12 protein-coding genes and 1 pseudogene are annotated in these 12,793 nt (G+C 55.6%); 7 read left to right on the forward strand and 6 right to left on the reverse strand.

The features are described from left to right. Both pgm and seqA read right to left on the reverse strand, forming a co-directional pair. Positions 1 to 1,641 carry a phosphoglucomutase (alpha-D-glucose-1,6-bisphosphate-dependent) gene (pgm, locus tag OHJ17_RS17855; protein WP_004183423.1) on the reverse strand — a complete coding sequence of 547 codons (1,641 nt, stop codon included), beginning with the start codon at positions 1,639 to 1,641 and terminating at the stop codon, positions 1 to 3. A 32-nt stretch (positions 1,642 to 1,673) separates the two neighbouring features. Further along, positions 1,674 to 2,222, reverse strand: a complete 549-nt coding sequence (seqA, locus tag OHJ17_RS17860) for a replication initiation negative regulator SeqA (protein WP_032432809.1) — start codon at positions 2,220 to 2,222, stop codon at positions 1,674 to 1,676. Positions 2,223 to 2,405: 183 nt separating this feature from the next. Between seqA and ybfF the strand changes: the two genes are divergently transcribed. The 5 genes and pseudogenes from ybfF to OHJ17_RS17885 all read left to right on the forward strand — a co-directional run. Next, on the forward strand, positions 2,406 to 3,179 hold the full coding sequence (gene ybfF, locus OHJ17_RS17865) for an esterase (protein ID WP_004152229.1): 774 nt from the start codon (positions 2,406 to 2,408) through the stop codon (positions 3,177 to 3,179). A gap of 133 nt (positions 3,180 to 3,312) precedes the next feature. Further along, complete coding sequence (gene ybfE, locus OHJ17_RS17870; protein ID WP_002894767.1) at positions 3,313 to 3,606, forward strand: LexA regulated protein; 294 nt, start codon at positions 3,313 to 3,315, stop codon at positions 3,604 to 3,606. Positions 3,607 to 3,757: 151 nt separating this feature from the next. Next, positions 3,758 to 4,288 (forward strand): flavodoxin FldA, encoded by a 531-nt coding sequence (gene fldA / locus OHJ17_RS17875; RefSeq protein ID WP_002894765.1) that lies wholly within the window; start codon positions 3,758 to 3,760, stop codon positions 4,286 to 4,288. 291 nt (positions 4,289 to 4,579) lie between these two features. Further along, a complete protein-coding gene (gene fur / locus OHJ17_RS17880; protein ID WP_002894761.1) occupies positions 4,580 to 5,032 on the forward strand; it encodes a ferric iron uptake transcriptional regulator in 453 nt (150 codons plus the stop codon). Positions 5,033 to 5,165: 133 nt separating this feature from the next. Next, positions 5,166 to 5,591 (forward strand): annotated as a pseudogene (locus OHJ17_RS17885) (MFS transporter); the annotation flags it as partial. 57 nt (positions 5,592 to 5,648) lie between these two features. On the opposite strand, the gene chiQ reads toward OHJ17_RS17885, so the two are convergent. Continuing rightward, positions 5,649 to 5,981 (reverse strand): ChiQ/YbfN family lipoprotein, encoded by a 333-nt coding sequence (chiQ, locus tag OHJ17_RS17890; protein WP_002894759.1) that lies wholly within the window; start codon positions 5,979 to 5,981, stop codon positions 5,649 to 5,651. A 47-nt stretch (positions 5,982 to 6,028) separates the two neighbouring features. Next, positions 6,029 to 7,432 (reverse strand): chitoporin ChiP, encoded by a 1,404-nt coding sequence (gene chiP, locus OHJ17_RS17895; RefSeq protein ID WP_032432807.1) that lies wholly within the window; start codon positions 7,430 to 7,432, stop codon positions 6,029 to 6,031. A gap of 229 nt (positions 7,433 to 7,661) precedes the next feature. Here chiP and OHJ17_RS26475 point away from each other — a divergent pair, with 229 nt between their 5' ends. Continuing rightward, positions 7,662 to 7,814: a hypothetical protein gene (locus tag OHJ17_RS26475; protein WP_410404544.1), complete on the forward strand. Its 153-nt coding sequence runs from the start codon at positions 7,662 to 7,664 to the stop codon at positions 7,812 to 7,814. 53 nt (positions 7,815 to 7,867) lie between these two features. Here the strand turns inward: OHJ17_RS26475 and glnS are convergent, their stop codons facing one another. Together glnS and nagE are read right to left on the reverse strand one after the other, a co-directional pair. Continuing rightward, positions 7,868 to 9,535, reverse strand: coding sequence for a glutamine--tRNA ligase (glnS, locus tag OHJ17_RS17905; protein WP_002894753.1), 1,668 nt, complete (start codon positions 9,533 to 9,535; stop codon positions 7,868 to 7,870). Between the two features lie 178 nt (positions 9,536 to 9,713). After that, positions 9,714 to 11,669, reverse strand: coding sequence for a PTS N-acetyl glucosamine transporter subunit IIABC (gene nagE / locus OHJ17_RS17910; protein ID WP_004147599.1), 1,956 nt, complete (start codon positions 11,667 to 11,669; stop codon positions 9,714 to 9,716). Between the two features lie 314 nt (positions 11,670 to 11,983). On the opposite strand from nagE, the gene nagB reads away from it, so the two are divergent. Then, complete coding sequence (gene nagB / locus OHJ17_RS17915) at positions 11,984 to 12,784, forward strand: glucosamine-6-phosphate deaminase (RefSeq protein ID WP_002894749.1); 801 nt, start codon at positions 11,984 to 11,986, stop codon at positions 12,782 to 12,784. The last annotated feature ends 9 nt before the right edge of the window (positions 12,785 to 12,793 follow it).

Genomic DNA, 12,793 nt, shown 5'->3' on the forward strand with positions numbered 1-12,793 from the left:
TTAAGCGTTCTTCAGCACTTCGCTGACAATCTCCACCGCTTCTTTTTCAATCTGCTTGCGATGCTCTTCGCCGAGGAAGCTTTCGCAGTAGATCTTGTAGGCGTCTTCGGTGCCTGACGGACGCGCCGCGAACCAGCCGTTGTCGGTCATCACCTTGAGGCCGCCAATCGCCGCCCCGTTGCCCGGCGCCGCGGTCAGACGGGCAGTGATCGGATCCCCCGCCAGGGTGTCAGCGCTGACCATTTCCGGAGAGAGCTTGGACAGCGCCGCTTTCTGCGCGGAGGTCGCGGAAGCCTGCAGACGGTTGTAGCTCGGCGCGCCGAAGCGTTCCGCCAGTTCGTTGTAATGCTCCTGCGGGTTTTTCCCGGTCACCGCGGTGATCTCCGCCGCCAGCAGGCACATGATGATGCCGTCTTTATCGGTGGACCACGGCGTGCCGTCGAAGCGCAGGAAGGAGGCCCCGGCACTCTCTTCGCCGCCGAAGCCGAAGCTGCCGTCGAACAGACCGTCGACAAACCACTTAAAGCCCACCGGCACTTCCACCAGCTTGCGGCCCAGATCGTTCACCACGCGGTCAATCATCGCGGAGGAGACCAGCGTTTTACCCACCGCCACCTCTTTGCCCCACTGCGGACGATGCTGGAACAGGTAGTTGATCGCTACCGCCAGGTAGTGGTTCGGGTTCATCAACCCCGCCGGGGTCACAATCCCGTGGCGGTCGTAATCCGGGTCGTTAGCAAACGCCAGATCGAACTTATCGCGCAGCGCCAGCAGGCCGGCCATCGCACACTCTGAGGAGCAATCCATGCGGATGGCGCCGTCTTTATCGAGGTGCATAAAGCGGAAGGTCTGATCCACCTGATCGTTAACAATGGTCAGATTGAGCTTGTAGTGCTCGCCAATGCGCTTCCAGTATTCGATACCGGACCCGCCCAGCGGATCGACGCCCAGCGTCAGGCCGGCTTTCTGGATTGCGGCCATATCGACGATATCCGCCAGCCCTTCGATGAACGGCTGCACCAGATCCTGTTCTTTAACGTGGCCAGAAGCCAGCGCCGCGTCCAGAGAAATGCGTTTCACGCCCTGCAGGCCCGCGGCCAGCAGTTCGTTGGCGCGGTTTTCCACCACTTTGGTGACGTTGGTATCAGCCGGGCCGCCGTTTGGCGGATTGTACTTGATACCACCATCTTCCGGCGGGTTGTGTGACGGGGTGATCACAATGCCGTCCGCCAGCGGACCGCCTTTTTTGTTATGCACCAGAATCGCGTTGGAGACCGCCGGCGTCGGGGTGAAGCCGTTGTTTTCCTGCACGATCACGTCGACGCCGTTGGCGGTTAACACTTCCAGCACCGAAATAAACGCCGGCTCGGAGAGGGCGTGGGTATCTTTGCCGACATAGCACGGACCGGTGATCCCGTTTTTCGCACGATCTTCCGCAATGGCCTGGGCGATGGCCAGGATATGCGGTTCGTTGAAGTTGTGGCGCGCCGCGCTACCGCGATGGCCAGAGGTGCCGAATTTTACCGCATGCTCCGCATTACCGACTTCAGGCTTCAGCACGTAGTACTGAGCAGTCAGTTGGGCGACGTTAATCAAATCACTCTGTTGCGCAGGCTGCCCCGCACGTTTATCGATTGCCATTGCCTGATCCTTCTGGTGCAAATGTTAAAAAGCTAGATCGTGCCGCAAACCTTTTCAATCAGCTCCGCAGGGAACTGCATCGACTGCATGATGTGCTCAATCATGCTGCATTTACGGCCGGTATTGGTATTGGTGATCACCCACCACGGTGTACCAGGAACCTGTTTCGGTTTGGTCTGATTACCGCTTTTCAGCAGCGTACGCGCATCTTCCGCGAAGTAAACGCGCGTGCGGCCGTGCAGAGACTCGGTGGCCTCGGCAAATGCTTTACTGTCCAGGGAGTAGAGGGTCGTCAACACCAGCATAAAACGGTTCACCGCGCGCTTCTGCTCGGCGTATTCATCAGATAACAGCATCTCGCGCATGGCGCGGACTTTATCTTTCACCGGGTTAGCGGGTTTCACCTCAGCGACAGGCGCTGACGCCAGCGTCGGCGAGGCTTTGCTGACCGGTGTAGCCGGTTGGGAAACGGCGGAAAATTTCAGCATACGCCGTAAAATGTCGGATGCGCTCTCGCCGATATGCAGAGTGTGGCTGGCAATATAGCGATAGAGTTCATCATCAACTTCAATTGTTTTCATCTTAATCCAGTGCGATATCTTTTCTGAATACAAATCGTTGGGATTATAAGTACAAATCCCAACCGCGGATAGCGTCAAACCAGGATGGCGGTAAAACTCAGAAAACTTCTGGGTCTTGCAGCCGGATGGCAGAATGTCCAACATAATACCCTAACCCGACGGAGCGAAAAAAAGAACTTTGCCATGAAATTAAATAGCCGAGCGCAATCTGCACAGAATCCGCACAACCACTCCCCGATCGTGCTGGTCCACGGTCTGTTTGGCAGCCTGGACAACCTGGGCATCCTCGCCCGCGACCTGATCGCCGACCATGATATTGTGCAGGTCGATATGCGCAACCACGGTTTGTCGCCGCGGTCGCCAGAGATGACCTACCCCGCCATGGCGCAGGATCTGCTTGATACGCTCGACGCGCACCAGATCGAGCGCGCCACCTTTATCGGCCATTCGATGGGCGGGAAAGCGGTAATGGCGCTTACCGCCCTGGCGCCTGAACGCATCAGCGGTCTGGTGGCGATCGATATCGCGCCGGTGGATTATCACGTTCGCCGCCATGATGAGATCTTCGCCGCTATCCGCGCCGTCAGCGAATCCGCCGCCAGCACCCGCCAGCAGGCGGCGCAGGTGATGCGCGAGCACCTGCAGGAAGAAGGCGTGATTCAGTTCCTGCTGAAATCATTCGTCGACGGCGACTGGCGCTTCAACGTGCCGGTGCTGTGGGACCAGTATCCGCATATCGTCGGCTGGGAAACCATCCCGGCCTGGCCGCACCCGACGCAGTTTATTCCCGGCGGCAACTCGCCCTATGTGACCGACGCCTACCGCGACGCGCTGCTGGCCCAGTTCCCGCAGGCCCGGGCCCACGTCATCGCCGGCGCCGGACACTGGGTCCATGCTGAGAAACCCGAGGCGGTGTTACGCGCCATCCGCCGCTATCTGACGAGCATCGCCGCCTGATTGGCTAAAATATGCCCGACCGCGCCGCAGAATGCCCACGGTCGTTGGCGCAGCCGTTCGCCTGATGTATGATGGCGCGCTATCTGCGCCGGCTAGAGCCCGGCAGCTTGTTTCCCCGAAGTCACTCAGAATCATGGCAAAAGAACAAACGGACCGTACGACATTAGATTTGTTCGCAAACGAGCGTCGCCCGGGAAGACCGAAAACCAATCCGCTGTCGCGCGATGAACAACTGCGCATCAACAAACGTAACCAGCTGAAACGCGATAAGGTTCGCGGGCTGAAGCGCGTGGAGTTAAAACTCAACGCCGATGCGGTCGATGCGCTCAACGAGCTGGCGGAAGCGCGTAATATGAGCCGCAGCGATCTCATTGAAGAGATGCTGATGACCCAGTTAACCGCCCTGCGCAGCCAGGGAAAAGTCTAACTTTCCGCGAAAAACCCGCATTCATGTAGCAGAGTGTGCAGTCGGGCGTGATTGCTGTTTCCGCGCCCTTGCCTGTTCTGCTATGATTGCCGTTATCTATGGGCATTGCGTCCCTACCACATCATTTAAGTTTCAAGAGGTTATTTTACTCATGGCAATCATCGGCATCTTTTTTGGCAGCGACACCGGCAACACCGAAAATATTGCAAAAATGATTCAAAAGCAGCTTGGTAAAGATGTTGCTGATGTTCACGACATTGCCAAAAGCAGCAAAGAAGACCTGGAAGCCCACGACATCCTGCTGCTCGGTATCCCGACCTGGTACTACGGTGAAGCGCAGTGTGACTGGGATGACTTCTTCCCGACGCTGGAAGAGATCGACTTCAATGGCAAACTGGTGGCGCTGTTCGGCTGCGGCGACCAGGAAGATTACGCAGAATACTTCTGCGACGCGCTGGGCACCATCCGCGACATCATTGAGCCGCGCGGCGCGACCATCGTCGGTCACTGGCCAACGGCGGGGTATCATTTTGAGGCTTCCAAAGGCCTGGCGGATGACGACCACTTCGTCGGCCTCGCCATCGATGAAGACCGCCAGCCGGAGCTGACCAACGAGCGCGTTGAGAAATGGGTGAAGCAGGTTGCCGAAGAGCTGCACCTCGAAGAAATCAAAAACGCCTGATGATTAAGCGGCGCAATCATTGAGTTGCGCCGCATTAATAGACAAAAGCAATCAAACTAATAGCTACAAGTTTTTAACTTTTAATCACATATCTGTACAATGTCCTCTGATTCTACGAGGCACGTGACGCAGTTTGTAGCTGGTGCCTCGTTTTTGACAGCAAACCAGGCCTGATGCTTGCAGTTTTCATTTACCAGTGGCAGTTCTATAATGAGACGCATTACGTCGGGTTAATTTCTGTATGACTTCCGTTGAAGGAAGTAGATCGTTTAGCAACAGGACAGATTCCGCATGACTGACAACAATACCGCATTAAAGAAGGCTGGCCTGAAAGTCACACTTCCTCGACTAAAAATCCTTGAAGTGCTGCAGGAACCGGATAACCATCATGTCAGTGCGGAAGACTTATATAAACGCCTGATCGACATGGGCGAAGAGATCGGTCTGGCGACCGTTTACCGCGTCCTCAACCAGTTTGATGACGCCGGCATCGTGACTCGTCATAATTTCGAAGGCGGAAAATCCGTTTTCGAACTGACCCAGCAGCATCACCACGATCACCTGATCTGCCTCGACTGCGGCAAAGTGATCGAATTCAGCGACGACTCGATCGAATTACGCCAGCGTGAAATTGCCTCCCGCCACGGCATCCGCCTGACCAACCACAGTTTATATCTGTACGGTCACTGTGCGGAAGGGGATTGCCGCGAGGACGAACACGCCCACGACGCGGTGGAAAAATAATTCCCCGTTTCGCTGAGACTGAAAAGCCAACCTGCCGGTTGGCTTTTTTATGGGCGCCTCTGGCACCCTTCCCGCACACGCCCCTGGGGTGACTTTCCTCATCCCCGCTTTGTCCGGAGAGTTGATATGGAACTTCGCCAGCGGGGCGATCTCTGATCGGATCGGTCGTCGTCCGGTGCTGATGGGCATTACCGTGCTGGCCCTGCTCACCACCTGGCCGGTGATGCACTGGCTCACCGTCGCGCCCGATTTCACCCGTATGACGCTGGTCCTGCTATGGTTCTCGTTCTTCTTTGGCATGTATAACGGCGCGATGGTCGCGGCGCTTACCGAAGTGATGCTGGTACACGTCCGCACCGTGGGCTTTTCGCTGGCCTTTAGTCTCGCTACTGCCATTTTCGGCGACCTGACGCCAGCTATTTCCACCGCACTGGTCGAGCTCACCGGCGATAAAAGCCCGCCGGGCTGGTGGCTAATGTGCGCCGCGCTGTGCGGATTCATTGCCACCGCGCTACTGTTCGTGCGGCTGAGCCGCGGCTATCAGCCGGCGGAGAGTCAGCGCAAAAAAAACAAACGGGCGGAGATATGCCCCGCCCGTTTGCCGCTGTCGTCTGATTTAATGGGTCGTATTATTGCTGCGGATCTCCTTCCAGATCTGATCGCAGCGCGCTTTCACCGCCTGATCGTTGCCGGTGCGGGTGGCCTGAATACACTGTTGGTAATCCAGGACGCGAACGCTCTCCTGGTTGGCGAACTGCTGGTGCTGTTTATCCTTTTTCAGCACATTCAGTACGCTCTGGCAGGCTTCAATCTTGTCCGGATTCCCTTCCGCCGTATTAATACAGGCGCTATAGGCATCTTTCAGTTTGGTGTCTTCTTTCGGCGCCGGCGACGTGGTGCAGGCCACCAGGCCCGCTGCCATCATGGCAATAAGCAGCATTTTTTTCATTGTCGTTCTCCCAGAGGTGCGGCAGGCTCACGCCCGCCGCGCAGGCATCAGAAAATAGTGAACGGGGCGATAACCATGAACTTCACGTCGCGCTCATCCTGGAAGATGTTGCCGTAGCCGCCGCTCCAGCTCGGAATATCGGAATGGTTGTCGTATTGGGTAAAGTGCAGTTTGAACAGGGTGCCCTTCGCCCGCCCTTCCTGTACGGTATACATTGCATCCAGGCTATAGGCCGACTCTTTCAGGCGATAGTCAGGGTCATAGTACGCATCCGGAGAGGACATTCGGCCCGGCTTCGCATCCCAGGCGTAGACATAAGACGCGCCGAACGCCCAGCCCGGCATATCCCAGTTTTTCATGTCATACATCGCGCCAAAGAAGACCGCTTTTTCGCCGTTGGCGTTAAAGTCGGAGCGGTTATCCCACCAGATATCGAGACGACCATTGGAAGAGGCGTAGGTCGGGGTCATACGCTGCAGGAAGTAGCCCTGCTGGCCATCAGCCTTCACCCAGGTTCCCTCGAGACGCAGATCCAGGACATCCGCCACCTTATAACCAAAGGTTAACGCCTGCAGCCATGCGGTGCCATCATAGATGTCGTTGACCCCGCCGTTGCTGACCTTATCGCGGGTGCCGTAGAACTGGTAGCTGGTGCTCAGCGGCGCGCCGGCGACATCAAACTTGTAGCTGGCTTTAGCAAAGTACTGATCGATATAGCCCTGAGCCTGACCAAATGCCGCCTCCAGCACCAGGTCATTTTTGAAATCATATTTAGCGCCGACGGAGTGGAGATAATCGACTTTGGTCTTCTTATCGTTCTGATAGAAATCGTCCATCTCGATATGCCATGGCGCTTTATACTCGTTCGTCCACATATAGGAGAAACTTAACGCGCCCGCCGTGCCATAGTCGAAGTTAGCCCCGGCCTCCGCCCCCTGATAGGTACCTGGCATAAAACTCCAGTGCGGGGCCAGCAGAGTCTGGCCGGTTGGCTGGATATAGCCCGCACGTGCCCACGCCGGACCATATTTGAATTTCGCTGCGGCTTTATACAGGCTGATGCCGCTCTTATCGCCGGAATAGTCTTCGTCATAGGCTTTGTTACGTGACGAGAAAGCAATTTCGTTCGGGTGACCGCTATCGCCGTTCTCCGCCATTTCAATCGCGGTAAACGCGGCAATATCAAGGCCAAACATATCGGCGGCATAGCCGGACTGGAAGTCCAGGTTGGCGTTCCAGGTGGAGTGGGAAAGGTTGGTTTTGTATTTGTCGCCGTCGGTCACATCTTTACGGTCACGCTCACGCTGCCAGTAATAGATACCGCCGGTTAAGGTTGAATCATCGATAAAGCCTGCTGCGCTGGCATGTGGAGCCACAACCCAGCCCGACATCGCGGTGACGGCGGCAATAGCCAGCGCCAGCGTACTACGTTTGCCACTAAACGTACGCATGTGCATATCCTCTTTGACGTTTTAAAAGGCGAAGACCAGCGGTCAATCGCTAAAAAATAAATAAAACTGCAAAATGTGGGGCGGTAAAAAAGACCGCGAAACCACTGTAGATAGACTATTTTTCGTGGCGCGAATTATCAATGTTTTTCGTGAGGCAAAGCTTAAGATTATGACAAAGCGCACATATTTTATGTCGTTTTGTTACAGTCTTATCTCTGATGATTTTGTTATGGAAGTCATTGCAAAATCAGGGAAAAACGCAATCATTGAAAGCGATTACATTGGTTTTTTGTATGTGACAGGAAACATCAGAAGCGCTATTTATTACCGCGCAGAAACAGAATTAATTCGCATCGCGAAAATGAAAAGTTTAATTAGCTGATTCTGAAACAAAAAAAGCGCCGCTGGGAGCGACGCTTTGACAGAAAAGAAATGTTATTCGCCCGCTTTCGCCCAGGTATCACGCAGCCCGACGGTGCGGTTGAACACCAGATTGGTTGCGGTTGCATAGCGGCTGTCGAGGCAGAAATAGCCTTCACGCTCAAACTGGTAAGCTTTACCGGCTTCGGCCTGCGCCAGGCTCGGCTCCGCGTACCCCTGTTTGATCACCAGCGATTCCGGGTTGATCACTGCGAGGAAATCGTCCGCCGCGCCCGGGTTTGGCACGCTGAACAGACGATCGTAGAGACGGATCTCTACCGGCAGCGCATGCGCCGCGCTTACCCAATGGATCACGCCTTTGACCTTGCGGCCATCGGCCGGATCTTTGCTCAGGGTGTCGGCATCGTAGGTGCAGAAGATGGTGGTAATATTGCCTTCGGCATCTTTCTCCACGCGTTCCGCTTTGATGACGTAGGCGTTGCGCAGACGCACTTCTTTACCCAGCACCAAACGCTTGTACTGTTTGTTGGCTTCTTCGCGGAAGTCCGCGCGATCGATCCAGATTTCGGCGCTGAACGGCACTTCACGACTGCCCATTTCCGGCTTGTTCGGATGGTTCGGCATCACCACCATTTCGCTTTCGCCCTGCGGATAGTTCTCGATAACCAGTTTCACCGGATCGATCACCGCCATCGCGCGCGGGGCGTTTTCGTTCAGATCTTCACGAATGCAGGACTCCAGCGACGCCATCTCGATGGTGTTGTCCTGCTTGGTCACGCCGATGCGCTTGCAGAACTCGCGGATGGATTCGGCGGTGTAGCCGCGACGACGCAGACCGGAGATGGTCGGCATACGCGGGTCGTCCCAGCCTTCCACGTGCTTCTCAGTCACCAGCTGGTTCAGCTTACGCTTGGACATCACGGTGTATTCGAGATTCAGGCGCGAGAATTCGTACTGACGCGGATGCACCGGGATGCTGATGTTGTCTAGCACCCAATCGTACAGGCGGCGGTTGTCCTGGAACTCCAGGGTACACAGCGAGTGGGTAATGCCTTCCAGCGCATCGCTGATGCAGTGGGTGAAGTCGTACATCGGGTAGATGCACCACTTGTTGCCAGTCTGATGATGCTCAGCGAACTTAATGCGGTACAGCACCGGATCGCGCATCACGATAAACGGCGACGCCATATCGATCTTCGCGCGCAGGCAGGCTTTGCCCTCTTCGAAGCCGCCGCTGCGCATTTTTTCAAACAGCGCCAGGTTCTCTTCCACGCTGCGGTCGCGATACGGGCTGTTTTTACCCGGCGCTTTCAGGGTGCCGCGGTATTCGCGAATTTCATCAGGAGAGAGTTCATCAACATAGGCCAGACCTTTGTTGATCAGCTCAACCGCATACTGATGCAGCTGATCGAAATAATCAGACGAGTAGCATACGTCCCCGGACCAGTGGAAACCTAACCACTGCACGTCGTTTTTAATCGACTCAACGTATTCGATATCTTCTTTCACCGGGTTGGTGTCATCGAAACGCAGGTTGCATTGGCCCTGATAATCCTGGGCGATGCCGAAGTTCAGGCAGATGGATTTTGCATGGCCAATGTGCAGATAACCGTTCGGCTCCGGCGGGAAGCGAGTGTGAACGGTGGTATGTTTACCGGTAGCCAGATCTTCATCAATAATCTGACGGATAAAGTTAGTCGGGCGGGCTTCTGCCTCACTCATCACGGGTTCCTCAAAGCGTAAACAACGTATAACGGCACATGATCTTACAAGCAGGGCGTAGTGACAACTATTAGTTACGTAAAATAGGTATCAGAAGAGGATTATGGGGCCGATTGCTGGAAAAAAAAGCGGCGAAGGTTTCCCTTCGCCGCTGAGGCAAAAACTCGACTCAGGAGCCTTACTTGCCTTTAATCTCATACAGCGGCGTCTGGCCAGCAACGACCTTACCGCTCGCCAGTATCACCAGCGCGCTGTAGTCATCGCTGTTGCTGCAGACGACCGGACTGATCATTGAGCGCGCGTTGGCGTTGAGGAAGTCCAGATCCATTTCCAGAATCGGCTCACCCGCCTTCACGTCCGTGCCCTCTTCAACCAGACGTTTGAAGCCCTTGCCTTCCAGCGCCACGGTGTCGATACCCATGTGAACGACGATTTCCGCACCGTTGTTGGTTTCGAGGCAGAACGCGTGGTTAGTGTTGAAAATTTTCACCACGGTACCGGCGGCCGGGGCCACCACGATGTTGCTGGTCGGTTTCACCGCGATCCCGTCGCCAACGGCTTTGCTGGCGAAGGCTTCGTCCGGCACCTGCTCGAGGGCCACCACGTCACCGGTAATCGGCGAAACCAGCGACTCAACGGTCTTCGCGTTCGCTACCGCCTGCGGTTTAGCCGCGGGCGCTGCGGTGGCGACGTTGCCAGCCGGTGCGGCTGCCGCTGCCGCTACCGGGCCGCGGGTAACCACTTTTTTCATCTCATCGCCGATAGACTCTGCTTTCGCACCGACGATAACCTGGATGGTTTGCTTATTCAGTTTCACCACCCCGGACGCGCCGAGACGTTTACAGGCGGCGTCGTTCACCTTCGCCGAATCGCCCACGGTCAGACGCAGACGGGTGATACAGGCGTCAATGGCTTTCAGGTTGTCCGTTCCGCCCACCGCGGCGATATAGCTGGTCGCCAGTTGGGTCAGCCCCTCTTCAGTGTTGCTGTTGGCTTCTTCCGTTACCACGTCAGCGGCTTTGTCTTCACGACCCGGCGTTTTCAGGTTGAACATGCGGATCACCGCGCTGAACAGCAGGAAGTAGACGAAGAAGAACACCACGCCCATCACCAGCAGCATCCAGACGTTTTTGCTGGCGGCCGGCAGGCTGTACATCAGCACGTAGTCAATTGCACCTGCGGAGAAGGAGAAGCCCGCATGGATCCCGAGCGCCGTTGCGATGAACAGGCTGATACCGGTCAGCACCGCATGCAGGAGGTACAGCAGCGGAGCCAGGAACATGAACAGGAATTCCAGCGGCTCGGTTACCCCGGTCAGGAACGCGGTGATGGCCACGGACAGCAGCATACCGCCTACCATCGGACGACGCGCTTTCGGCGCCGCCAGATACATCGCCAGCGCCGCACCCGGCAGACCAAACATCATGATTGGGAAGAAGCCGGACATGAACATCCCCGCGGTGCCGTCGCCGGCGTAGAAGCGGTTGATGTCGCCGTGGAACACAGCGCCAGCGGCGTTAGTGAACTCACCAATCTGGAACCAGGCGATGGTGTTCAGCACCTGATGCAGACCGGTTGGGATCAGCAGACGGTTGATGAAACCAAAGATACCGGAACCCAGCGCCCCTGCGGAGACGATCCATTCGCCGCCAGAGTGGATAGCGTGCTGCACCGGCGGCCAGACGTAGCCGAAGATCGCCGCGAGGATCAGACAGAAGAAGCCGGTGGCGATCGGCACGAAGCGTTTGCCGCCGAAGAAGCTCAGGAAGTCCGGCAGCTTGATGCCGGCCCAGCGGTTGTATACCGCCCCTGCCACCAGACCGGTAATGATACCGGCCAGCACGCCCATATTGATTTCCGGGTTGATGGTGACCATCGCTTTGGTCATCACGAAATACCCTACCGCACCGGCCAGCGCCGCAGAACCGGCGTTATCCTTGGACCAGCTTGATGCCACACCAATTGCGAAGATCAGCGCCAGATTATCGAAGATCGCCCCACCCGCTTGCGCGATGAAGGGTACATTCAACAGGTCTGGTTGCCCGAAACGCAGCAGCAATGCCGCGACCGGCAGCACTGCGATAGGGAGCTGCAACGCCCTACCCAGTCGCTGAAAGAAACCTAAAATATTCATCTTATTCCCCCTATGAGACCCCGATGAGGCTCATTTCAAAGCCACTTTTTTATTGTGTAACAAGGTCGGTTTTATCACTTACCGGCAAAGTGTGTGAAAAATTAATTCGTATCGCAAATTAAACGGGTATTTTTTGTGATAATTATCACCAAATATCGTATTCCCTCCTCCCTTGCACTGGCTAACAACGAAAACTTATTTTATCATTCAAAAAATCAACACGGATTGACCCCGGTCGGCGCAGTTGCTGCAATACTCTCCTTAGAGTGCTGGCGCCAATCCGCCAGAATCTACTTTGACTATAGAGGTGAAGAATGAGACTGATTCCCCTGGTAACCGCTGAGCAGGTCGGTAAATGGGCTGCCCGCCATATCGTTAACCGCATTAATGCATTTAAACCAACCGCGGACCGTCCGTTCGTCCTGGGTCTGCCAACCGGTGGTACCCCGCTGACCGCCTACAAGGCGCTGGTTGAAATGCATAAAGCAGGCCAGGTTAGCTTCAAGCACGTCGTCACCTTTAACATGGATGAATACGTTGGCCTACCGAAAGAGCATCCGGAAAGCTATCATAGCTTTATGCACCGTAATTTCTTTGACCACGTTGATATTCCGGCAGAAAATATCAACCTGCTGAATGGTAACGCGCCGGACATCGATGCGGAATGCCGTCGCTATGAAGAAAAAATTCGTTCCTACGGTAAAATCCACCTGTTCATGGGCGGCGTGGGCAACGATGGTCATATCGCGTTTAACGAACCGGCCTCTTCTCTGGCGTCCCGCACCCGTATTAAGACCCTGACCCATGAAACCCGCGTAGCGAACTCCCGCTTCTTCGACGGCGATGTGGATCTGGTGCCGAAATATGCGCTGACCGTCGGCGTGGGCACCCTGCTGGACGCAGAAGAAGTGATGATTCTGGTGCTGGGTCATCAGAAAGCACTGGCGCTGCAGGCGGCGGTAGAAGGTAACGTCAACCACATGTGGACCATTACCTGTCTGCAGCTGCATCCGAAGGCGGTGATCGTCTGCGACGAACCGTCCACCATGGAGCTGAAAGTGAAGACGCTGAAATATTTCAACGAATTAGAAGCTGAAAATATTAAAGGTCTGTAATGTAGTCCT

It is taken from the genome of Klebsiella sp. KP20-425-1 (assembly GCF_025813515.1).
GTDB classification, from domain to species: domain Bacteria; phylum Pseudomonadota; class Gammaproteobacteria; order Enterobacterales; family Enterobacteriaceae; genus Klebsiella; species Klebsiella pneumoniae.